The sequence below is a fragment of the Blautia sp. Marseille-P3087 genome, from assembly GCF_900120195.1.
Lineage (GTDB): Bacteria > Bacillota > Clostridia > Lachnospirales > Lachnospiraceae > Blautia_A.
The window spans coordinates 2,265,231-2,288,239 of sequence record NZ_LT635539.1; the positions used below are offsets into that span (position 1 = coordinate 2,265,231).

Here is a 23,009-nt window from a genome sequence, read left to right on the forward strand (position 1 = left end):
GGTACAATGGTGCCAGGTTATGCTTGAAAATTGTAAAGATGTACAGAAGGCTCAGGGAAGGAGATAACATGAACCAGAAGAGAATAATCACTGTACTGGCAGGAAGCGCAATGCTTGCAGGTCTGCTTACAGGATGCGGGACAGAGCCCGGGATCGGAAAATCAGAAGAACCTGTAAACCTGACGGTATGGACTTATTATAACGGAGAGCAGCTGGATGCATTTAATGCCCTGGTAGATTCTTTTAATGAAAGTGTAGGTAAAGAAAAGAATATTGTTGTAGAAAGTTCCAGTCAGGGAAGTGTTAATGACCTGGAATCAAATGTAATGGATGCTGCCGAAGAAAAAGTCGGTGCGGCCGATATGCCGAATATTTTTTCTGCATATGCAGATACTGCGTATAAATTAGATCAGGCAGGTCAGGTGGTCGATCTCAGTGATTATCTGACTGATGAAGAAAAAAATGAATATATAGATGCTTATTTAAAAGAAGGTGATTTCTCCGGTGACGGCAGTATTAAGATATTCCCGGTTGCAAAATCTACAGAACTTCTTTTTCTGAATAAAACGGACTGGGATAAATTTGCAGAAGCAACCGGCGCAGACGAGTCAGATCTGGAGACAGTAGAAGACCTGGTAGAGACTTCAGAGAAATACTATAACTGGACAGATGAACAGACAGAAGAACCAGATGACGGTAAGGCACTGTTTGGAAGAGATGCAATGGCAAATTATATGTTTGTAGGTGCGAGACAGCTTGGAGGAAATCTTTTTGAAGTGAAAGACGGTAAGATGACGTTGAATTTTGACAAAGAGATTGTCCGTAAACTCTGGGACAATTATTATGTTCCATATGTAAAAGGATATTTTGCGGCATCCGGTCGTTTTCGCAGTGATGATATTAAAACAGGAAATATTCTGGCATATGTGGGTGCAACTTCAAGTGCCACATTTTTCCCGACACAGGTAATGACCAGTGACACAGAATCACATGATATTGAACTGGAAGTACTTACACCGCCTGAGTTTGAGGGAGGAAAAAAGGTTGCAGTACAGCAGGGAGCCGGAATGGTTGTGACGAAAGGATCTGATGAAGAAATCGAAGCGAGCGTTGAATTTTTGAAATATCTTACAGAACCGGAGAACAATACCAGCTTTTCTATTGGGTCGGGATATCTTCCGGTAACCCAAAAAGCAAACGATATGGTTGAGATCAGAAAGGGTGGAACAGATCTTCCAAAATCTATGGATAAGGTTCTGACAAAAGCTGTTGAAACAGTAAATAACAATGAATTATATACAACACCGGCATTTGAAGGCGGGCAGGATGCCCGTTCAGTACTGGAATATTCGATGAGTGATCTTGCAGATGCGGACAGAAAGGCTGTTCAGGAAAGAATTGATGCCGGACAGACGATGGAAGCGGCAACCGAAGAATTTCTGACCGGAGAATATTTTGACAGATGGTATGAAGATACGCTGACAAAATTACAGACATATGAGGGTTAGTGTATTCTGAAACTGGAGAAGGAGGATTTTTCCGGATGCATCAACAGAAGAAAAAAGAAAAATCGATTTTTCAGTCAATATTTAAGGCAATGCTGATTGTATTGATAATAGAACTGTTCCTTTTAGTGGCTACGCTGTATTTTGGAAACGTAGGGAAACAGCTTAACAAGAATGCCGTGGATATTCTGAAAAAACAGGTGGAAAACAGACAGAATTATCTGGAAACCACTATGGTAGAAAATCAAAATCTGTCGTCTATATCCGGCATATTGAATAATGCTGTAGAAAGCAGGATTGCATCAGGACTGGATATTGAAAAACTTGATTCTGATGAAAAAGCCTGTGCATCTCTGATGGAAGAAACCAGTGACAGTCTTATCAATGTGCTGCGCCACAGGTCGGTCAATGGTATTTTTGTGATATTTAATACACATGATCTTGATGAACGTGAGACAGATTCTGTATTGCAGGGAATTTATATCAGAGATCTGGATCCGATGACAGCCGCTTCCGAAAGAAATCATGATCTTCTGCTTGAGCGTTCGCCGGTGCAGCTTGTTAAGTCTCTTGGGATTTCTACGGACAAGGGCTGGACACCGGGAATAAAATTCAAAAATAACAAAACTGAGGGAATTCTTTATCCTGTTTTTCAGGCAGCATATAAGGATGGTGGACAGCTAAATGCAGTGGATTACGGACGCTGGACAAGTACACCGTATACTCTGCCGGGAGATGACCGTTCAGTGGTGGCATATTCTGTTCCGCTGATTTTGGACGATGGAACAGTATATGGTGTCATAGGTGTGGAAATGCTTACGACTTATCTGGAGACGATGATTCCATATACGGAACTTCAGAATAATAATACAGGTACGTATATTCTGGCTGAGACAGGAGAAGATCTGGACTCAGATACTGTAAATGTAAAATCTGTAGATGTATCGTCAAAAGAAGGAACACTGAAAGGTACAGTGGGTGAAGACATTACGTTGAACCGGCTTTCCAGAAATATTTATGAAATGAATGCCGGCAAAAAGAAATACATGGTATCGGCATATCCGCTGGAACTGTACAACAAAAATGCGCCATTTTCAAAAGAACAGTGGATGCTGATTGGTGCAGTAGAGCAAAAAAATCTCTATGCATTTGGAAATCAGGTTTTTGCAATGCTGAAGCTGACAATTTTGATTACGCTGCTGGTTGGTGTGGTATGCAGTTATATTATCAGTCGGCGTCTGGCAAGTCCGATTGCAAAACTTTCAGAGGAAGTGGCAGAAGCACAGGGAAGCAGAAATACGATTCCGAAACTTTCCAGCACAGGAATCCGTGAACTGGATCAGTTTTCTGATGCGATTACACAGCTCAGTCAGGATGTCCTGAACACTTCTACGAAATTCCTGCGTATTATGGAAATGGCGAGTGTGGAGATCGGTGGATATGAGATTCGGTTTGATACAGGAAGTGTATTTTTTACAGAAAATTTCTTTGCCGTGATAGGAGCGCCTTTTAGTGCAGATGCTGTTTTGAATCTCGACGAGTTTCGAAAGATACTGAGAGAATTTACAGAAAATTATTTCTTCAAATCAGAATCAGGTGATACAAATATTTACTGTGTCCGGCTTCCGAAGAGAGGTCTTCGTTATGTACGAATGGAAGTGAAAATGGAAGGCTGGGTACAGGTTGGCCTGGTGGAAGACGTGACAACTGCTATGATGGAACGTCTCCGAATCGAACATGAAAGAGATTATGATGCACTGACCGGTCTGCATAACCGTCGTGCATTTAAACGGGAAAGTGAAAAGATATTCAGTCATCCGGACAAGATCGGCCATGCTGCTTTGGTTATGATGGATCTGGATAACCTCAAGTATACAAATGATACATTTGGTCATGACTGGGGCGATGAATATATCCGTCAGGCAGGATGTTGCCTGGAAGAAGGCACACCGAAAGGAACGTTAAGTGCGCATATTTCCGGTGATGAGTTTAATCTTTTATTCCATGGATATAAGAGTCAGGATGACATTCGTTACCAGCTCGATAAGTTGAGAAAAGCAATCGAAAGAAAGGTCATTCGCCTGCCGAATGGCCAGAAGCTGCATTTAAGTATTTCCGGTGGTGTGGCATGGTATCCGGAGGACAGCAACAGTCTGGGAGTTATGAGAAAACATGCGGATTTTGCCATGTATCAGGTCAAAAAGACAGAAAAAGGCAAAATTGCAGAGTTTGATCAGGATGTTTACGAAGAAGAATTTCGTGACAGTCAGATTCGGTGTGAATTTCATCGTTTTGTGAAAGAAGAACTGGTTACGTACTACTTCCAGCCGATCGTTTCCGCAAAAACCGGTGAGATTGAAGCTTATGAGGCTCTGATGCGCTCAGAACTTCCGATATTGAAGCGACCGGATGTGGTGATGAAAATTGCCCGGGAAGAAGGTGCACTGCGTGAAATTGAGCGTATGACATTATTCCACGCGACACAGGAATTCAAAGAATTGAAAGAAAAGAATCTGATAAAGGGAGATGCACTCCTCTTTGTAAATTCCATTGCGAGCCAGCATATGGACAGAGGAGACGAGGAAGAATTTGCAAGGCGTTTTAAAGATCTTGCAAAGCAGATTGTCATCGAGATCACAGAGGAAGAATCACTGGATTATCACGCACTGCAGCACAAGAAAAATGCGTCGGCATTCAGTGGTGTCTTTGCACTGGATGACTATGGAAGCGGTTACAGTAATGAAAAAAGCCTTCTTGATCTGGCACCGGGTTATATTAAAGTCGATCTTTCAATCATTCGTGACATTGATACGGATCCGGACAAGCAGCAGATCGTGGAAAATATTGTTGCGTATGCGCACAAGCGTGACATGAAGATTGTTGCGGAAGGGCTGGAAACACCGGAAGAGATCAACAAAGTTCTGGAACTTGGTGTGGATCTGCTTCAGGGATTTTATATTGCAAAACCACAGCCTGTTCCGACGAGTATCAGTCCGCTTGCATTAAAAACGATTTCACAGTTTTACACATAATTCTCCTGTTTTTCCATATAATAACGATACAGCAAACGACATTAGTGAAGATATAAATATGGAAAAACAACAGGAGGAACATAAAAAATATGAAGGCAACAGGAATCGTCCGCCGTATCGATGATCTCGGAAGAGTTGTGATTCCGAAAGAAATTCGTCGCACATTGCGGATAAAGGAAGGTACGCCGCTTGAGATTTTTACGGATAAAGAAGGCGAAATCATCCTGAAAAAGTATTCGCCTATCGGAGAATTGAATCTTTTCGCCAAAGAATATGCCGAGGCACTGGCACAGGCGACAGGAATGATCGCATGTATCACAGACCACGATCAGGTGGTGGCGGCAGCAGGGCAGAGGAGCAGGGAATTTGCCGGTAAGGAGATCAGCAGGGAACTGGACAGAGTAATCTCAGACAGAGAAATGCGTTGTTTTCATTCCGGGGAACGCGGGAAAATATCTCTGGTCGAGAACCAGAAAGAAAATGCGGGAGCAGTGATCGTACAGCCGATCATCTGCGACGGAGATGCGATTGGTTCAGTATCACTGATCGGAAAAGGCAATGGAGAAAAGTTCGGAAACCCGGAAAAGATGCTTGTACAGACGGCTGCAGGGTTTCTTGGACGACAGATGGAATCATAAAATAATAATAATAAAAATGGAAGATTTTCGGAGAGCCGAAAGTCTTCCATTTTTATTAACAGAGAGTTTATTGAAAATAAGTTAACATTTCTCAGCAATTTCGTAAATGAGACGTTCCGTATCTTCCCATCCGAGGCACGGATCAGTGATAGAGCAGCCCGGAGTCATGTGGTCACTGATGTCCTGTCTGCCCTCAAGCAGATAGCTTTCGATCATAACACCTTTGATCAGTTTGCGGAGATCCGGATTGTAGTTGCGGCTGTGAAGTACTTCGCTTACGATACGAATCTGTTCTTTGAACTGCTTGCCGGAGTTGGAATGGTTTACATCTACGATGGCAGCTGGATTTTTGAGATTTTTTTTGCCATACAGGTCATAAAGACGCATCAGATCTTCATAATGATAGTTAGGGATGGTCTGACCGTATTTGTTGACACCACCACGGAGAATCGTATGTGCAAGTTCGTTTCCGCTGGTTTCTACATCACAGCCACGGTAGATGAAGTGATGTGGGTGCTGTGCGGCAATTACAGAATTAAGCATAACGGACAGGTCACCACTTGTCGGATTCTTCATGCCGACCGGGATGTCCATGCCGCTTGCAGTCAGACGGTGCTGCTGGTTCTCGACGGAACGTGCACCGATTGCTTCATAGGAAAGCACATCATCCAGATAGCTTCGGTTTTCCGGGTAAAGCATTTCATCTGCTGAGGAAAGACCGGTTTCTTCAAGCACACGGATGTGCATCTTGCGGATTGCGATGATGCCGGCAAGAAGATCCGGGGCTTTATCCGGATCCGGCTGATGAAGCATGCCCTTGTAGCCGTCACCTGTAGTACGTGGTTTATTGGTATAGACTCTCGGAATGATCATTAACTTGTCAGATACTTTGTCAGCGACTTTTTTGAGACGATTGACGTATTCGCAGACCGTGTCTTCGTTGTCTGCGGAACAAGGGCCGACCAGAACGACAAATTTATCTGATTCGCCGGTAAAAATACGACGGATCTCCTGATCGCGAAGCAGCTTGGCTTTCTGCAGCTCTTTGCTGAGTGGATATTCTTGCTTCAACACTTCCGGAAGCGGAAGCTGGTGATTGGTTTTCATAGACATAATTGTTTCCTCCATGGATATTTTCACACATATACTGTGTTTTTATCAGCTTTGAACAGTAGTATAACACGTTATTTCAAAAAAATAAAGTAAATTAACGCGTTAAACTGTCATAGTGCAGTCCTTTTTTTGTATAGTATAGTATTCATCCAGCGTCATGCCTGTTTTTGTAAGGTAGATGGCCAGGGTTCGGGTGACAAAACGGATATGCCAGGGTTCATAAGGATACCTGGTAATGTCTTCTTTTCCGAGAGGATAGCGAAGGATAAATCCATAAAAAGGTGCGTGGGAGGCAAGCCAACGTCCCTCCGAAGTATCTCCAAATTTTTCTGTAAGCTCCATCTGTACGGATGGACTGGAAAGATCAAGGGCAAGCCCGCTCTGATGTTCGCTGGTACCGGGAGCTGCGACGTAGGAACTGCCACGGAAAAGTTCTTTTTGGCGGTCATAGGAGCGGTAACCGGAGATACAGCACAGACTGATTCCTTCGTGCTGACTGCGACAGATCAGTTCTCTGGCAGCATATGCAGTCCCTTTTTCGAGAAGTCTTTTGGGATTGCCGGGAGCACAGTCAAATGGAAGTCCGATGTCGATCAGATCCGGTGGCACATAGTCTGGTGGAAGTGGATACTCTTTATTGATCAGACGTGTGTAATCAGTAATCATAAAAATCCCCCCTCATTTTCCAGTATATGAAAGTTGAGAGGGGAGTATGAAGCCTTTTTAATCGAGAGCTTTTTCGCTCATTTCTTCAAGAAGGTTTTTCTTAAGATCAAACAGCTTCTGAGAAAGGTCTACGTAAACTTTCTGCGGATTTACGAGACGGCGGGATTCATCCCACAGAGTATTCTGTTCTTTCTGGCAGTATGCACGCAGATCCATGACTTCAGGAGAAGTATAGACACGTTTGCCCTCACGAATGACTGGAACCAGAAGCTCACGGAGTTCATAGGTGCCGCCGAGGACTTTGGTCTTTTTCCATGTATCAGTCGGATCAAAAATGATCATAGTTTCCTCCGGATCAAAGACTTCGTCTGCGAGACAGATAAGATCAGCTTTGATCTTGCCGGTGGATTTGCTGTAAATACGATAAACGGTCTTGTTACCAGGATTGGTGACTTTCTCAGTGTTTTCGGAAAGTTTGATCTTTGGAGTGAAGGAACTGCTTCCGTCATCTTTGACTGCGGCGAGCTTATATACACCACCGAAAGCCGGGTTATCTTTGCTGGTGATCAGGTTGGTGCCGACACCCCAGGAATTGATTTTTGCATCCTGAGTCTTCAGGCTGTCAATCAGGTATTCGTCAAGGTCACTTGATGCAGAAATCGTTGCATCGTCAAAACCGGCAGCAGCCAGCATTTTGTAAGCTTCTTTGGAAAGGTAGGCAAGATCACCACTGTCAATACGGATACCGTAGTGAGTGAGCTGGATGCCCTCCTCACGCATTTCTTCGAATACACGGATCGCGTTTGGTACACCGGATTTCAGGACATCGTAGGTATCTACGAGTAAGGTACAGGAATTCGGGTACATTTTTGCATAGGTTTTGAATGCGGTATATTCATCCGGGAAACTCATGATCCAGCTGTGGGCATGCGTTCCGAGAACAGGTACGTTGAACATCTGGCCGGTGAGGACATTGGATGTTCCGGCGCATCCGCCGATTACTGCAGCACGTGCACCGTAGATGCCGGCATCCGGTCCCTGAGCACGGCGGAGACCGAATTCCATGATTCCGTCACCACGGGCTGCATAGCATACTCTGGCTGCTTTTGTGGCAATCAGACTCTGATGGTTGATAATATTCAGGATTGCAGTCTCGACAAGCTGTGCTTCCATGATCGGCGCGATTACTTTAACGAGCGGTTCGCGTGGGAAGACAACTGTCCCTTCCGGGATTGCATAAATATCGCCGGTAAAATGAAATGATCTCAGATATTCCAGGAAGTCATCTTCAAAAATATGAAGGCTGCGGAGATATTCAATATCTTTATCACTGAAATGAAGGTTTTCAATATATTCAATCATCTGCTCCAGACCTGCTGTAATAGCAAAACTGCCGCCACAAGGATTCACACGATAGAACATATCGAAAATTACAGTCTGATTGGTCGGGTTCTTAAAATAGCCCTGCATCATGGTTAATTCATATAAATCGGTGAGCAGGGTCAGATTCATTGCTCTCATCTGTTATCTCCTTTTCTTTAAGGTTAATTTATTATACCATTATTCCCGTAGAACGGCACGAAATATTTTTTTGAAAAAAATTTAAAAAAGGGGTTGATTTTTTCGGAAGACTGTAATATAATAACATTCGTCGCGAGCGATGAGCAAGCGAAAAACAATAAAGGGCTATCGCCAAACGGTAAGGCAACGGACTCTGACTCCGTCAGTTCAAGGTTCGAATCCTTGTAGCCCTGCTAAGTGGAGCACCTCGGAAGAGGTGCTTTTTTCGTATTTGTTACAGGAAATTACTTCATAAATTTCCTGTAACAGATGTCGGATTCTATATCCCTGAATTTTCGGATCTCAGGCTGATCTGTCAGATGCTCTCCAATCTGTTTTTCCATCCAGACCATGTTGTACCACGTGCGGAATTTGTATCCGCACTGATAAAATTCACCAACGAGACGATAGCCCATGTGTGTATGGAACTCGACGCTGTTGTTATTGAGGTGAGGGTCTTCTGTTGGTGTGCAGGCAATACATGCATTCATATTGAGAATGCCCTGTTTTTTTAATGCATTTTCCAGTGCATCATGGAGAAGTCTGCCGATGCCGGAGTGCTTTAGATTCTCATCTACATAGATGGAAGTTTCAACAGCCCAGTCATATGCAGCACGCTCGTGAAACGGTCCTGCATAGGCATATCCCAGAATTGTGTGATCCTTTTCTGCAACAAGGTACGGGTATTTTTCCAGTGTGTGTGTGATCCGCCGGGCAAATTCTTCTGTGGATGGAACATCATATTCAAAGGTGATGGCGGTTTCAAGCACATAAGGTGCATAGATTGCAAGGAGTGCGGCTGCATCGTCGGGGGAGGCGGTACGAATGTGAATGTTTGAAGCGGCTGATGACATGATAATACCTCCGTTGAATTGGATGAATTTTGATGTTACTGTGGACGGTAACATTTTAATCCAGAATATTTTCTGCATTCAGCATACCACAATTGACCTTAAGATAAAAGACATGGTAAAATATAACATAATATAAAGAAATACATTGAAAGAGAGCGGAAATTATGATATATAGTTTTGATGGAAGAGTACGATACAGTGAGACCGGTGAAAATGGTCTGCTTACTCTGCCGGGGATTCTGAACTATTTCCAGGATTGTAGCACATTTCAGTCAGAAGAAGTCGGACTTGGCCTTAAAGTACTGAAGGAATGGAAACGTTTCTGGGTATTGTCTGCATGGCAGGTGATTGTTGAACGCTATCCGGCGTTGGGAGAACAGATCAGAACCTCTACATGGGCTTATGGTTTTCGGGGGTTTATGGGTTTTCGTAATTTTACTATGGATACAGCAGATGGCGAACGATTGGCTTATGCAAATACTTTCTGGACGTATATTAACAGAGAGAATGGGGTTCCCGTCAGGCTGACCGAAAGAGATATGGAGGGGTATGGTCTGGAAGAAAAACTGGAAATGGATTATGCCCCCAGGAAAATCGTTTTACCAGAGAAATATATAAAAGAAGATGTATTTTATGTCCAGAAGCATCACCTGGATACGAATCATCATGTAAACAATTGCCAGTATGTACAGATGGCAATGGATTATCTTCCGGCGAACTATAAGATTTATCAGATGCGTGCAGAATATAAGCAGCAGGCACGGTTGAATAATCAAATTTTCCCGGGAAAAGCAGAAGCAGATGGTGTGACTAAAATTTTATTAAATGACCGGAATAATGAACCATATGCCGTTGTTGAATTTATGGAAAAAATGTGAGATAAACAGACAGGAGGTATATGTATGAGGGGAAAGTATCAGAGACAGCTGGTAGGCGTTTTCGGTGATCCAGTAGATGATAATCCTACAGTAATTATGGAACAGGCTGCTTTTGATTCAGAACAGATACCGATGGACTATCTGACAATCCAGGTAAAGTGCGGTGATCTTGAAAATGCGATGAAGGGTCTGCGCGCAATGAACTTTACCGGGATTAATATTACAATGCCACATAAGGGAGAAGTTCTTCGGTATCTGGATGAAGTCTCAGAGAGCGCACAGATCATGGGTGCCGTAAATACAATCTACTGGAAAGACGGAAAACTGGCCGGTGAAAATACAGATGGCAAAGGTTTCCTGAAAAGTCTGAAAGACGGAAATGTCGCTACGGAAGGGAAAAACGCAGTGATTTTGGGCGCCGGAGGTGCTGCCAGAGCTATTGCTGTGGAACTGGCCGGGGCAGGAATGCGTAATATTATGGTGATCAACCGAAACAGAGACCATGCACAGCTACTTGTGGATATTATAAACAAAAAGACACTTGCAACAGGAAATTTTATGCCGTGGGATGGCTGTGTACAGATTCCGGAAGATACAGATATTCTGGTGAATGCAACATCAATCGGTTTTCAGGATGATGCAAAACCGGATATTCAGTATAAAAAACTGCCGAAGGATCTGGTAGTATGTGATGTAATTCCAAATAAATTAAGAACTTCGTTTTTACAGGAGGCAGAGAGACATAATTTAAGAACGTTTAATGGTTTGGAAATGCTGGTAAATCAGGGTGCATTGGCTTATGAGTTGTGGACAGGACGAAAAGCACCTGTGGAAGTAATGAAGCAGGCAATGAAAAAAGAATACGGAGAGTGCTGAGAAAAATATATGAGTGGAATTAAGGATGTTGCAAAAAAAGCAGGAGTGTCCATTTCAACGGTGTCCAATGTCCTGAACAAATCAAAATATGTAAGCCCGGATCTGGTGATGCGTGTAGAAAAAGCTGTAGAAGAGCTTTCTTATGAGGCTAATCCGATAGCAAGAAGCATGAAAAATAATAAAACGGGAACGATCGGAGTGATCACAGAAGATATGTGCGGAGTGTTTTATCCGTACGTAGTAAAGGGAATCAATTCAGTAGCAGTAGAAAAAGGATATCAGATCATCATTTGTGATACACAGGCAACCTATGGTGACAAGGATGCAATCAAAAGAGAAAAAGAGTTGTTTCGAAGACTGATAGCGAACCGGGTAGACGGAATTATTTTTGTCTCTTCAATATCAAATGAGAGCGCAGAAAAATATTTTTCACAGTTGAGAAAACAGGCAAATAAATATAAAAAAATCCCGCTGGTAAGTATGGAACGTGACATGACGGACGTTGGGATTGATTCTGTGTATTTTGACGGATATGCAAATGCACAGAAGGCAGTGCAGCACCTGATCGACTGTGGATGCAAAAAAATATGTCATATTACGGGTGCCACAGAACTGCAGATCGCGCTGGAGCGTATAAGAGGCTACGAAGACTGCCTGAAGAAGAATGACATGTATTATGACAGGGAAAAAATGATGACCTACGGTGATTACAGCCATCAGAGCGGTTATACATGTATGAAACAGCTACTGGAACAGGTGCCGGATCTGGACGGTGTATTCTGTGGAAACGACCAGATGGCGATTGGTGCGCTGAAAGTCCTGAAAGAATATGGAAAGAGAATACCGGAAGAAATCAAACTTATGGGATATGATGATGTTTTCCTCTCGAGTGTGATAGAACCGTCACTTTCAACAATCCATATCCGGAAAAGACATGCCGGGATCGAAGCGGCGAAGATACTGTTTCAGAGAATAGAAGAACAGGATGAGAAATATTATGATGCAATAGGTATCAAAATGAATGCAAGACTTGTTGTACGAAAATCAACAGTAGAAGATGCACCGGAAGACTGGAATCTGGTCGACTGGTAAAAGGATATCCCCGATATCATCTGATGATGGTGGCGTCGGGGATTTTTTTGTAGATAAATTTGCAAAAAATATAAATAATTGTATAATCAAAACAAATGAAAAAACGTTTTACGGAACGGGGGGGGGTAAAACTTAAAAAATATTGTGCAATTTTAACAAAAACATACCAGAAAAACGTTTCACTATTTACAAATATTAAATTGTGTACAAAAATCAATTGACAAATACAATATAAAAGGATATGATAAATCTATCTTGAGACGGCAAAAGCACTTAAAACATATGTATATTATGTGAAAAATAGTGCAAAAAGCACAATAATCAACAAGACTATTTTTTTTAACCATTAGAAAAACGTTTTACCAAAAAGGAGAGGATAATATGCAAAATAAAAAAAGACTTGCTGAAAAAGCGTTGGAACAGGGTGGCGGAATTTTAAGACTTGCTCCTACCTGGGTACCGAGATCGTTTTGCAGACCGGGAAAAAGAATCAAACTTCATCCGGATGATTATTTTGTTCTGGGTCAGAGAGGTGGAATAGATGAGAGATGGTTTTCATCTACCACATGGGCTGAGAATGGGCCGGATACACCGGAAGATGAAGGCCTCAGCTATGTTGTAGTTGATGATGAAGGAAAAGAAAAAGTCCTGCTCAGAGATGTTGTGGAACTTCTGGGAGCAGAGGTTATCGGAGAGACACTCTGGAACAAATATCACAGATGGCCGATGTTTTCCAAATTCTTTGATAATGCAGGCCCGTTGCCGCATCACATCCATCACAGAGATCAGCATGCGAACAGAGTTGGTGCTTCAGGAAAACCGGAAATGTATTTCTTCCCGTCACAGTTAAATAACCACGGTGGAGAATTTCCATTTACTTTCTTCGGACTGAATCCTGAAACTACAAAAGAAGAAGTTCTTGAATCTCTGAAAAACTTTACAAAAGGAGATAACAGAATCACTTCTCTGGCAATGGCATATAAGCTGGATCTTGATACCGGATGGGATGTACCTCCGGGAGTATTACATGCACCTGGAAGCCTTTGTACTTATGAACCGCAGTTTGCATCAGATGTATACGCAATGTATCAGTCAGTCCTTCTGAACGGACAGATTGTAGGAGAAGATCTTCTCTGGAAGAACACACCGGAAGAAGAGCTTGGAAATTATGAATACCTGCTGGATGTTATCGACTGGGATAAGAACGTAGATCCTGATTTCCATAAGAACCGTTTTATGGCACCGAAGCCGGTGAGACCGATGGAAGACATGATCGCAGATGGATACATTGAAGAGTGGATTTGCTATAAGTGTGAAACAGTCTGTGCAAAACGCCTGACTGTTCTCCCGGGACAGACTGTAACAATCAAAGACAGCGCACCATATGGTCTGATCTGTCTGGAAGGCCACGGAACTTTCGGAAAATGGGAAATCGAATCTCCGGCACTGATCCATTATGGACAGCTGACACATGACGAATATTTTGTAACTGAAAAAGCAGCAAAAGAAGGTGTTGTGATTACAAATCCATCCACCACAGATCCAATCGTGATTCTGAAACATTTCTCGGAAAACCCGGATTTGGTTATTGAATAGAAAATTGAAGGAGGAGAAAAGTCTTGGGAGGCAAATACATACTGGAAGCCACAGGAATTGATAAAGCTTTCTCCGGAGTAACTGTACTAAAAGGAGCAGAACTCTGTATTGAACCAGGTGAGCTCCACGCACTGATGGGTGAAAATGGTGCAGGAAAATCTACTCTTATGAAAATTATTATGGGTATTTATACAAAAGACGCAGGCAAGGTTGTTCTTGACGGTAAAGAAGTTGAATTCAAGTCGGCCAGAGAAGCACTTGATGCCGGAATATCCATGATCCATCAGGAATTAAGCCCTATTCCAGAAATGACAGTTGCAGAGAATGTTTTTCTTGGAAGGGAACAGAAAAAAATCAAAGGGTTGCCTTTTGTAGATAAAAAGCAGTTAAATCAGAAAACACAGGAGCTTCTTGTTGAATATGAACTGGACCAGTACATAAAACCAACAATGAAAATGAAGAATCTGAATATTGCTCAGATTCAGATGATGGAGATCATCAAAGCGGTTTCCTACAATTCAAAAGTTATCATTATGGATGAGCCTACCTCTTCCTTATCAGAAAAAGAGACAGAGACATTGTTCCATATCATTGATAATCTGAGAGCCAAAAAAGTCGGAATTATTTATATCTCTCATCGAATGGAAGAGGTTTTTGAACTTGCCGACAGAGTTTCTGTACTTCGAGACGGACAGTTTATAGGCTGTGTCAAGGTTGCTGATGCATCCAGAGAACAGTTGATTAACATGATGGTAGGTCGTGAGCTAGAAGGTGGTTATCCGACCAACACGGCGAAAAAAGGAGCAGTAGTTCTTGAACTGAAGAATTTCACCAGAAAAGGTGTTTTTGAAGATGTAAATCTTAAAGTAAGAGCCGGTGAGATTCTTGGACTGGCGGGACTGGTAGGTGCCGGAAGAAGTGAAGTAATGAGAGCACTTGTGGGTTATGACAAACTGGATTTCGGAGAAATTTATCTGGAAGGAAAACAGATTACGATCAGACATCCACAGGATGCAATCAAACATCACATTGTAATGGCATCAGAAGACCGAAAAGAACTGGGACTGGTGCTTTGCAGAAATATTAAAGAAAACGTATCTTTACAGAACTTTGATAAATTATCCGGGGCATCATTCATTCAGAAGCCGAAGGAAAGAAAACTTGCAAAAGAATATACAGAAAAAATGGCAACTAAGATGAATGGAATCGATGATCTGGTATCCAGTCTTTCGGGAGGTAATCAGCAGAAGGTTGTTTTAGCAAAATGTCTGATGTCAGAGCCTAAGGTGCTGATCATGGATGAGCCTACACGTGGTATTGACGTAGGTGCAAAAGCCGCAATTTATAACATTATGATCGATCTGGCAAAACAGGGTATTGCGATCATTATGATTTCCTCTGAAATGCCTGAGCTGATCGGAATGAGTGACCGTGTTATGGTTATGGCAAACGGCAGAGTAAAAGGAGAGCTGGAAGGCGAAGAAACAGCTTCTCAGCAGGCTATTATGAATTTAGCATTTGGAGGAAATGAACAATGACACAGAAAAAAGATATAGGAAAGATCCTGAGACAATTTGGACTTGTATTTGTTGCTCTTTTTATCATTGTCTTTATGAGCATCAAATCAGATGTATTTCTGACAAGTCAGAATATCATTAATATCCTGAGACAGATTTCCATAAATGGTATTCTGGCAGTTGGTATGACATTCGTAATTCTTACCGGCGGTATCGACCTTTCAGTCGGATCTGTAGTTGCTATCACAGGTGTTATCGTTGGTTCACTGCTTCAGAGCGGTACAAACTGGTTCCTTGCAAGTCTTGCAGCACTGGTAATTTCCGCTATCTGTGGAGTATTTAACGGATGGCTCATCTCCTATGTAGGATTCCAGCCATTTATTGCAACACTGTCAACAATGACTATCGGACGTGGTTTTGCACAGGTTTATTCCAATGGTAAACCGTACACCATCTCCGATCCGAGCTTTAAGGTAATTGGCCAGGGATACTTTCTGGGAATCCCGGTTCCGATCATCCTTCTGGTAATCTTCTGTATCATTGGTCTGGTCATTCTTACAATGACAACCTTTGGACGTTACGTATTTGCAATCGGTGGTAACATGAATGCCGCAAAACTTTCCGGTGTACGTACACAGAGAGTACAGCTTATGGTTTATGTAATGTCTTCTATTTGTGCATGGATGGTTGGTCTGATCCTTGCAGCACGTATCAGTTCCGGTCAGCCGACAGCTGGTGAATCCTATGAAATGGATGCAATCGCTGCAACAGCGATCGGTGGAACAAGTATGAGCGGTGGTATCGGTTCTCTGTCAGGAACTATCATCGGTTTCGTAATTCTGGGCCTGTTACAGAACTCCATGAACCTGATGAACATCAACTCTTTCTGGCAGCAGATCGTAAAAGGATTACTGATCATCATCGCAGTATTTCTGGATATGAGAACAAAAGGTAAAAAAGCATAATTAAGCACTACAAAAATAAAAACTGAATAATGGTGAATTTAATATCACTGTGATATTAAAAATATAACAATTTCTTTTAAGGAGGAAGCAAAATATGAAGAAAAAAGTTTTGGGTGGGTTACTTGCAGTTTCTATGATTGCAACAATGGGTGCATTTAATGTATCAGTATCAGCAGCAGAGAAGGACAATGCTGATATCAAGATCGGTTTCTCATCAAAAGACAACTCTGACACATTCGTAGCAGCTATTGCAGATGCAGCTGAGGCAGAGGCAAAAGAACTTGGCGTAGAGCTTCTTATGTATGATGCAGGCGGCGATGTAAATAAACAGATTAGTGACTGCGAAACTCTTCTGGCAGCAGGAGTAGATGCTCTTGTTGTAATTCCACAGAGTGTAGAAGGAAGTGCTCCTGTTGTTTCCATGGCAAATGACGCAGGTGTTCCGATCATCGTTGACAATGGCGACATCGGTGATAAGAATTACACAGCATTTGTAGGTTGTACAGATCAGGAATCCGGTGAACTTCTCGGTAAATGGTTCATGGAAGAATCCGGACTTGAAAAAGGATCCAAAGTAGCGATCATTGAAGGACCTATGGGACAGTCAGGACAGGTTGGGCGTATGGCAGGATTCGAAGAAGTCGGAATGCTTGACTATTTCGATGTAGTAGCTACTCAGACAGCTAACTGGAAACGTGATGAAGCTATGGCACTTGCAGAAGACTGGATCACAACTTATGGTGATGATCTGAAAGCTATCATCTGCGAGAACGATGATATGGGTATGGGTGCTCTTTCCGCAGCACAGGCAGCAGGCAGAGACGACATCATCATCGGTGGTGTAGATGGTCTTGATGATGCAGTTGCAGCAGTTAAAGATGGTTCCTATGGTGTATCCGTTCTTCAGGACTCCGCAGGACAGGGACGTGTTGGTGTTGATGTTGCAGTTGCAGCAGCTAAAGGCGAAGAAGTTGAGCCTGATACAAGAATTCCATTCCGCCCGATCACAAAAGACAACGTAGATGCATATCTTGAAGGTGGTGTAGACGCTATCTCCGGTGATGACGCAGCAGAAGATACAACTGAAGAGAAAACAGACGAAGCAGCTGATGATACAGCAGCAGAAGATACAACTGAAGAAGAAGCAAAATAATTTCTGATTCAGAGTAACTGGTAACACGAGTTTATAAAACATAATGAGATCTGGATAATAAAGCAAGGCACCGCTGGCAAAGAATGGACTTTGCAGCGGTGCTTTTTGCGCCCAAAAACAGAGCAGAATTAGAAAGGAAACACAAAATGCTGAGAAATATACCAAAAATTTTACCTCCGGAACTGGTAAAGACAATGATGGAAATGGGACATTCCGATGTATTGATTCTGGCAGATGCTAACTTTCCTGGAACCGCACATGCAAAAAAAATGATCCGTATGGACGGCATTATGATTCCGGAACTTCTGGAAGCAATACTGCAGCTGTTTCCGCTGGATAACTTTATCGATAACCCGGTGAGACTTATGAGAAACCTCCCGACAGAGCCGGTTCCGGAGATTTGGGAAACATACAGAGAACTTTTAAACAAATATGACAAAGATGATGCATTCCATGATTTTGAATTTATAGATCGTCTTCCGTTTTACAAAACAGCAGAAGATGCATTTGTGATCGTTCAGACAGGAGACGAATCCCGTTATGGAAACATAATCCTTCAGAAAGGGGTTTGCTGAAAAATGAATTATCAGGAAGAGAAAAAGTACATCGGACATAAGGATCAGCTGATGAAAGTAAAGAAGATCTGTATGGAAGATGGAAAGGCATCCGGTGTGGAAATGGTGGATGTTCAGAATCGTTCGGGTATGCATTTTGATGTAAATATAAGCAGAGGAATGGATATTCCGTATCTTGATTTCTGCGGAGAAAACATTGGATTTATTTCACCATGTGGTGTGGTTGCACCGGAATATTTTGACGACAAGGGACTTGGATTCCTCAAAAGCTTTACCGCGGGATTCATGACCACATGTGGATTAAAAGTTGCAGGTGCCCCATGCGAGTATGAGGGAACTTCTTATGGACTTCATGGAAATCTTTCACATACACCGGCAGAAAATGTCAGTTATGTGATCGACGAAAGCGGCGCAACACCATGCGCAGTGATCAGAGGAACCGTCCGTGATGCGATTATTTTCGGAGACAAGATGTCACTGAACCGTGAAATCCGCTGCTATTACAAAGACAGAAAAATCACAGTCAGAGATAAGGTAAAAAATGAAGGGTTCAAAAAAGTCCGCCAGATGATTCTTTATCACTGCAATATCGGCTATCCGATTCTTACACCGGACAGCGAAGTATATATACCGGCACTGGAAACAAAAGCAAGAAATGAACATGCGCAGGAAGGCATTGCAGACTGGATGCATCCTGAAGCGGCAGATCCGGATTATGAGGAGATGTGTTATTATCACAAACTGAAACCGGACGAAAACAATCATTCAAAAGTTGCCATATTCAATCCGGAACTTGATCTGGGTATTGCAATTGAAATCGACTTAAGTACTCTAGATCACCTTGTTCAGTGGAAGATGATGGGTGCAGGAGACTATGTTATGGGTCTGGAACCTGCAAACTCTACGATTGATGGAATCGAAGATGCGGTAAATAACGGCTCAATGAAATACCTCGAGCCAGGAGAAGTAAAAGAATACAATCTGACCTTTCACATTTTAAAAGGAAGAGACGAGTTCGAAGCTGTAAAAAATCTTTAAGAGTAAAAGGAGAAAAATCATGACAGAAAAAGATCTGATCAAAAAAGCCGGCGATGCACTGGATGCAAAGCTTGAAGAAGCCAAAAAAACAGGAAATCTTGTAGTAAAAGATGCAACGGAAGATGAAGCAGTTATCCGTTCCACATTCAAAAAAGGAGAAGGCGTTTTTCGTCTGTTCCCCGCATTCGTACCGAGAAGATTTGGTAAAGCAGGTCACAGATTAAAACTTCATCCGGATGATTATTTTGCATTTGGTATGGCACGAGGTTCCATCACTGAGAGATGGTTTGCGTCAACAATTGCAGCACAGAATGGTGAGACTGCAAAAGCCGATGAAGGTATGGCATATGTTTGTGTAGATTATGACAGTGACGAAAAATTCTCTCTGAGAAACGCTGTAAAAGTACTCGGAGAAGAGATTGTTGGTAAAGAATTAATGGAAAAATACAACGGATGGCCGATGTATTCCAAATTCTTTGATAATGAAAATCCACTGTTCCATCATCTGCATCTGGGATTTGAAGATGCTGCAAGAGTAGGCAAACTTGGAAAACCGGAAAACTATTATTTCCCGAAACAGTTAAATAACTATTTTGGTGAAGCAAACTACACATATTTCGGATTTGACCCGGATGTTGATCCGGAAGAGATTAAAGATAGAATTCGTCATTTTGCAGATGACGATACACGAATTACAGAACTTTCCAGAGCTTACAGAGTAGAGCTTGGAACCGGCTGGTATACACCGGCGGGCGTTATTCATGCACCGGCATCTGTACTGACATATGAGCCACAGTGGAACTCCGATGTAAACTCCGTATATGAAAATATCGTATCTGGTGAAGTTTATCCTCCGGAAATGTTGGATGAGGAACTGCCAGAAGACAAGAAAGATATTGAAGATGTATTCAAACTTCTTGACTGGGATAAGAACGTGGATCCTCACTACAGAAAACACTACTTCCGCAGACCAATCGTAGAGACAGAAACAGAACAGTATGTACAGAAATGGATTACATACGCAAATCCATACATTGCAGCAAAAGAGCTGACCGTATATCCGGGACAGACTGTAACAATTAAAGACGGCGCTGCATATGGCTGTATCTTCGTTCAGGGGCATGGAAAATTTGGTGTTTATGATGCTGAGGCCCCGACATTACTTCACTTTGGCCAGCAGAGCTCTGATGAATTCTTCGTATCAGAGCAGGCATCTGTAAAAGGAATCACAATTACAAATACCAGCAAGGTAGAACCGCTCGTAGTTCTGAAACATTTTGGACCGAACTGCCCGGGTGTACCGCAGGAAGTACCTGAAAACTAAGAAATGCTGTGAGAAGGTAAGCCTGAATAAAACGGGAATATCTTTGTGAAAATTTGCCCAGGATACCGGAAATTGGTGTGTCCTGGGCTGCTTTTGTATATAGGAGGATGGATATGAAGTATTTACTGGGAATTGATAATGGCGGAACATTTTCAAAAGCAGCGATTTTTGATGAAAATGGTGAACAGATTTCAGTGGCAAGTGTTCCGACAGAGACACTTACACCAAAACCGGGTTACACAGAAAAAAATCTGGATGATCTCTGGGACGTGAACGCACAGGCAATCAAAAATGCAATTGAGAAAAGCGGAATCGATTCGAAAGAAATCGCAGGAATTTCTTTTTCCGGAGCAGGAAAAGGCCTTTATATGGTTGGCTATGATGGAAAACCATCCTATAACGGAATTATGTCAACTGATACAAGAGCCTGGGAGCAGGTGGAAAAATGGTATGCAGATGGTACAAATAAAAAAGTTTATGAAAAAACATTTCAGGAAATTCTGGCTGTGCAGCCGGTGAGCCTGCTGGCTTGGTTCAGGGATAACAAACCGGAAATTCTGGAAAAAACAAAATATATTTTTGCGGTAAAAGATTATATCCGTTTCTGCCTCACCGGAGAAGCATACAGCGAATATACAGACTGCTCTGGCGGAAATCTGGTCAACATGGTTACGAAACAGCACGACCGGGAATTGATGGCACTGTATGGACTGGAAGATTGCTATGACAAACTGCCACCGCTGAAATATTCTGCTGACATATGCGGATATGTTACAAAAGAAGCAAGTGAAAAGACTCTGCTTCCAGAGGGAACACCGGTCGCAGCGGGAATGTTTGATGTGAATGCCTGCGGTATTGCATCCGGACTTTGCGGTGAAGAGGATATGTGTATGATCGCCGGTACATGGAGTATCAATGAATTTATCCGAAAGGAACCTGTATTAAACGGTACGGTAGCATTAAATTCCATGTTCTGTATGCCGGGATATTTTCTCATTGAGGAGAGCAGCCCGACTTCCGCAGGAAACATGGAATGGTTTATTAAAAACCTGATGAGCTATGAAAAGAAAGAAGCAAAAGAAAACGGAGGATCTGTTTATGACATTACAAATGAATGGGTAGCATCCATCGAGCCACAGGACAGTAATGTGATTTTCCTTCCGTTTCTGAACGGTTCCAATGAAGATCCGCTTGCAAAGGGAACTTTTGTGGGTCTCACTGCTTATCATTCTAAAAAACATATGCTGCGTGCAGTCTATGAGGGAATTGTTTTCTCACACATGACTCATGTGAAGAAACTGCTCCGAAACCGTGACGTTCCAAAGAGCATAAGACTCTCCGGCGGTGCGGCAAATTCTGATGTATGGGTACAGATTTTTGCGGATACACTCCAGATACCGATAGATGTAGTCGGTGACAAAGAACTTGGTGCACAGGGGGCTGCGATGGCGGCAGGTATTGCAGCCGGTGTTTACAAAGATTACAGAGAAGCAATCGAAAAGACTGTGAAGATTACAAAAACCATTTATCCGAGACCGGAATACAAGGAAATCTATGAAGAAAAATATGCAACATACCGTGCAGTGATCGACGGACTGAGCAGCGCATGGAAACGTTTCAAAAACTAACAACAGGAGGGACAGATTATGTTAAAAATGGCAATCATGGGAGCTGGTTCTATCGCAAATAAAATGGCGGATACCATTACAAAAATGAACGATGTAAAGGCATATGCCATTGCAGCCAGAGATACAGAAAGAGCAGCAGCATTTGCTAAGAAATATGGATTTACAAAATTTTATGGCTCTTATGAAGAAATGCTAAAAGATCCTGAAGTACAGCTTGTTTATATTGCAACACCACATTCACACCATTATAAATGCGCAAAAATGTGTCTGGAAGCAGGCAAACATGTACTCTGCGAAAAGGCGTTTACTGTAAATGCTGAGCAGGCAAAAGAAATCCTGAAACTGGCAGAGGAAAAGAAACTTCTGCTTACAGAAGCTATCTGGACAAGATATATGCCTTCAAGAAATATGATTAACAAGCTTATTGCTGACGGAACTATAGGAGAAGTTACCTCTCTGACTGCAAATCTGGGATATGAACTCAGCGAAGTAAAACGAATCTGGGATCCGCAGTTGGCAGGCGGGGCCCTGCTTGATGTAGGGGTTTATCTGGTAAACTTTGCAAGTATGATTTTCGGTGAAGATCTGGAGCATGTACAGTCAGAAGCTGTTTTTAAAAATGGTGTCGATATGATTGACAACATCAATATGACTTTTGCCGGCGGAAAAACAGCATCCATGCAGTGCAATGTTCATGCAGTACAGAACCGTCAGGGTACGATCTTTGGAACAAAAGGTTATATTGAGATCACAAATATCAATAATCCGGAAGAAATCAAAGTATTCAACGACCAGTATGAAAAAGTGCTGTCATGCACTCCGCCGAAACAGATCACAGGATATGAATACGAAGTGGAAGCATGCTGCAAAGCAATTGAAGAGGGCAGACTGGAATGTCCGGAGATGCCTCACAGAGAAACAATACGTGTGATGGAAATCATGGATGAAATGCGTAGGTCATGGGGATACGAAATTCCGATCATGAAATAAGAGGGAAAA

Annotated in this window: 19 protein-coding genes and 1 tRNA gene; 16 read left to right on the forward strand and 4 right to left on the reverse strand. The window is 42.5% G+C overall.

Translation table 11 applies throughout. The annotated features are described in order from the left end of the window. Positions 1-68: 68 nt before the first annotated feature. The 3 genes from BQ7344_RS10760 (at position 69) to spoVT (ending at position 5,175) form a co-directional block, all read left to right on the forward strand. Positions 69-1,508 (forward strand): extracellular solute-binding protein, encoded by a 1,440-nt coding sequence (locus tag BQ7344_RS10760; RefSeq protein WP_072522567.1) that lies wholly within the window; start codon positions 69-71, stop codon positions 1,506-1,508. A 35-nt stretch (positions 1,509-1,543) separates the two neighbouring features. Next, positions 1,544-4,537: a bifunctional diguanylate cyclase/phosphodiesterase gene (locus BQ7344_RS10765; protein ID WP_072522568.1), complete on the forward strand. Its 2,994-nt coding sequence runs from the start codon at positions 1,544-1,546 to the stop codon at positions 4,535-4,537. 89 nt (positions 4,538-4,626) lie between these two features. After that, positions 4,627-5,175, forward strand: coding sequence for a stage V sporulation protein T (gene spoVT, locus BQ7344_RS10770; protein ID WP_015543422.1), 549 nt, complete (start codon positions 4,627-4,629; stop codon positions 5,173-5,175). Between the two features lie 81 nt (positions 5,176-5,256). On the opposite strand, the gene BQ7344_RS10775 is transcribed toward spoVT, so the two are convergent. From BQ7344_RS10775 to BQ7344_RS10785, 3 genes are all read right to left on the reverse strand, one after another. After that, a complete protein-coding gene (locus BQ7344_RS10775) occupies positions 5,257-6,288 on the reverse strand; it encodes a 3-deoxy-7-phosphoheptulonate synthase (RefSeq protein WP_072522569.1) in 1,032 nt (343 codons plus the stop codon). A 102-nt stretch (positions 6,289-6,390) separates the two neighbouring features. Beyond that, positions 6,391-6,954 (reverse strand): M15 family metallopeptidase, encoded by a 564-nt coding sequence (locus tag BQ7344_RS10780; protein ID WP_072522570.1) that lies wholly within the window; start codon positions 6,952-6,954, stop codon positions 6,391-6,393. A 57-nt stretch (positions 6,955-7,011) separates the two neighbouring features. Further along, positions 7,012-8,475, reverse strand: coding sequence for a nicotinate phosphoribosyltransferase (locus BQ7344_RS10785; protein WP_072522571.1), 1,464 nt, complete (start codon positions 8,473-8,475; stop codon positions 7,012-7,014). A gap of 161 nt (positions 8,476-8,636) precedes the next feature. Between BQ7344_RS10785 and BQ7344_RS10790 the strand changes: the two genes are divergently transcribed. After that, positions 8,637-8,708 (forward strand) — tRNA-Gln (locus tag BQ7344_RS10790). A gap of 51 nt (positions 8,709-8,759) precedes the next feature. On the opposite strand, the gene BQ7344_RS10795 is transcribed toward BQ7344_RS10790, so the two are convergent. Beyond that, positions 8,760-9,368: a GNAT family N-acetyltransferase gene (locus BQ7344_RS10795; RefSeq protein WP_072522572.1), complete on the reverse strand. Its 609-nt coding sequence runs from the start codon at positions 9,366-9,368 to the stop codon at positions 8,760-8,762. A 164-nt stretch (positions 9,369-9,532) separates the two neighbouring features. On the opposite strand from BQ7344_RS10795, the gene BQ7344_RS10800 reads away from it, so the two are divergent. The 12 genes from BQ7344_RS10800 to BQ7344_RS10855 all read left to right on the forward strand — a co-directional run bounded on the left by BQ7344_RS10800 (position 9,533) and on the right by BQ7344_RS10855 (position 23,000). Then, complete coding sequence (locus BQ7344_RS10800; RefSeq protein WP_072522573.1) at positions 9,533-10,246, forward strand: acyl-[acyl-carrier-protein] thioesterase; 714 nt, start codon at positions 9,533-9,535, stop codon at positions 10,244-10,246. 24 nt (positions 10,247-10,270) lie between these two features. Continuing rightward, on the forward strand, positions 10,271-11,122 hold the full coding sequence (aroE, locus tag BQ7344_RS10805) for a shikimate dehydrogenase (protein WP_072522574.1): 852 nt from the start codon (positions 10,271-10,273) through the stop codon (positions 11,120-11,122). A gap of 9 nt (positions 11,123-11,131) precedes the next feature. Further along, positions 11,132-12,214 (forward strand): LacI family DNA-binding transcriptional regulator, encoded by a 1,083-nt coding sequence (locus tag BQ7344_RS10810; protein ID WP_072522575.1) that lies wholly within the window; start codon positions 11,132-11,134, stop codon positions 12,212-12,214. A gap of 381 nt (positions 12,215-12,595) precedes the next feature. Then, a complete protein-coding gene (locus BQ7344_RS10815) occupies positions 12,596-13,810 on the forward strand; it encodes a hypothetical protein (protein WP_072522576.1) in 1,215 nt (404 codons plus the stop codon). A gap of 23 nt (positions 13,811-13,833) precedes the next feature. Then, positions 13,834-15,348 (forward strand): sugar ABC transporter ATP-binding protein, encoded by a 1,515-nt coding sequence (locus BQ7344_RS10820; RefSeq protein WP_072522577.1) that lies wholly within the window; start codon positions 13,834-13,836, stop codon positions 15,346-15,348. Then, entirely contained in the window at positions 15,345-16,292 is a 948-nt protein-coding gene (locus BQ7344_RS10825; protein WP_072522578.1) for an ABC transporter permease, read from the forward strand. Before BQ7344_RS10820 ends, BQ7344_RS10825 begins: the two co-directional genes overlap by 4 nt. 94 nt (positions 16,293-16,386) lie before the next feature. After that, positions 16,387-17,445: a substrate-binding domain-containing protein gene (locus tag BQ7344_RS10830; RefSeq protein WP_072522579.1), complete on the forward strand. Its 1,059-nt coding sequence runs from the start codon at positions 16,387-16,389 to the stop codon at positions 17,443-17,445. 146 nt (positions 17,446-17,591) lie between these two features. After that, positions 17,592-18,020, forward strand: coding sequence for an RbsD/FucU family protein (locus BQ7344_RS10835; protein ID WP_072523415.1), 429 nt, complete (start codon positions 17,592-17,594; stop codon positions 18,018-18,020). A gap of 3 nt (positions 18,021-18,023) precedes the next feature. After that, positions 18,024-19,058, forward strand: a complete 1,035-nt coding sequence (locus tag BQ7344_RS10840) for an aldose 1-epimerase family protein (protein ID WP_072522580.1) — start codon at positions 18,024-18,026, stop codon at positions 19,056-19,058. A 19-nt stretch (positions 19,059-19,077) separates the two neighbouring features. Next, on the forward strand, positions 19,078-20,382 hold the full coding sequence (locus tag BQ7344_RS10845) for a cupin domain-containing protein (RefSeq protein WP_200793042.1): 1,305 nt from the start codon (positions 19,078-19,080) through the stop codon (positions 20,380-20,382). Between the two features lie 113 nt (positions 20,383-20,495). Next, positions 20,496-22,010 (forward strand): FGGY-family carbohydrate kinase, encoded by a 1,515-nt coding sequence (locus BQ7344_RS10850; protein WP_072522581.1) that lies wholly within the window; start codon positions 20,496-20,498, stop codon positions 22,008-22,010. Between the two features lie 18 nt (positions 22,011-22,028). Further along, positions 22,029-23,000, forward strand: coding sequence for a Gfo/Idh/MocA family protein (locus BQ7344_RS10855; protein WP_072522582.1), 972 nt, complete (start codon positions 22,029-22,031; stop codon positions 22,998-23,000). Positions 23,001-23,009 lie beyond the last annotated feature (9 nt).

Coding starts and splice junctions, on each gene's coding strand:
- BQ7344_RS10780 (WP_072522570.1), bottom strand. CDS start 6,954: ATGATTACTGATTACACACGTCTGATCAATAAAGAGTATCCACTTCCA.
- spoVT (WP_015543422.1), top strand. CDS start 4,627: ATGAAGGCAACAGGAATCGTCCGCCGTATCGATGATCTCGGAAGAGTT.
- BQ7344_RS10785 (WP_072522571.1), bottom strand. CDS start 8,475: ATGAGAGCAATGAATCTGACCCTGCTCACCGATTTATATGAATTAACC.
- BQ7344_RS10835 (WP_072523415.1), top strand. CDS start 17,592: ATGCTGAGAAATATACCAAAAATTTTACCTCCGGAACTGGTAAAGACA.
- aroE (WP_072522574.1), top strand. CDS start 10,271: ATGAGGGGAAAGTATCAGAGACAGCTGGTAGGCGTTTTCGGTGATCCA.
- BQ7344_RS10810 (WP_072522575.1), top strand. CDS start 11,132: ATGAGTGGAATTAAGGATGTTGCAAAAAAAGCAGGAGTGTCCATTTCA.
- BQ7344_RS10855 (WP_072522582.1), top strand. CDS start 22,029: ATGTTAAAAATGGCAATCATGGGAGCTGGTTCTATCGCAAATAAAATG.
- BQ7344_RS10815 (WP_072522576.1), top strand. CDS start 12,596: ATGCAAAATAAAAAAAGACTTGCTGAAAAAGCGTTGGAACAGGGTGGC.
- BQ7344_RS10825 (WP_072522578.1), top strand. CDS start 15,345: ATGACACAGAAAAAAGATATAGGAAAGATCCTGAGACAATTTGGACTT.
- BQ7344_RS10850 (WP_072522581.1), top strand. CDS start 20,496: ATGAAGTATTTACTGGGAATTGATAATGGCGGAACATTTTCAAAAGCA.
- BQ7344_RS10760 (WP_072522567.1), top strand. CDS start 69: ATGAACCAGAAGAGAATAATCACTGTACTGGCAGGAAGCGCAATGCTT.
- BQ7344_RS10795 (WP_072522572.1), bottom strand. CDS start 9,368: ATGTCATCAGCCGCTTCAAACATTCACATTCGTACCGCCTCCCCCGAC.
- BQ7344_RS10845 (WP_200793042.1), top strand. CDS start 19,078: ATGACAGAAAAAGATCTGATCAAAAAAGCCGGCGATGCACTGGATGCA.
- BQ7344_RS10775 (WP_072522569.1), bottom strand. CDS start 6,288: ATGTCTATGAAAACCAATCACCAGCTTCCGCTTCCGGAAGTGTTGAAG.
- BQ7344_RS10765 (WP_072522568.1), top strand. CDS start 1,544: ATGCATCAACAGAAGAAAAAAGAAAAATCGATTTTTCAGTCAATATTT.
- BQ7344_RS10800 (WP_072522573.1), top strand. CDS start 9,533: ATGATATATAGTTTTGATGGAAGAGTACGATACAGTGAGACCGGTGAA.
- BQ7344_RS10840 (WP_072522580.1), top strand. CDS start 18,024: ATGAATTATCAGGAAGAGAAAAAGTACATCGGACATAAGGATCAGCTG.
- BQ7344_RS10830 (WP_072522579.1), top strand. CDS start 16,387: ATGAAGAAAAAAGTTTTGGGTGGGTTACTTGCAGTTTCTATGATTGCA.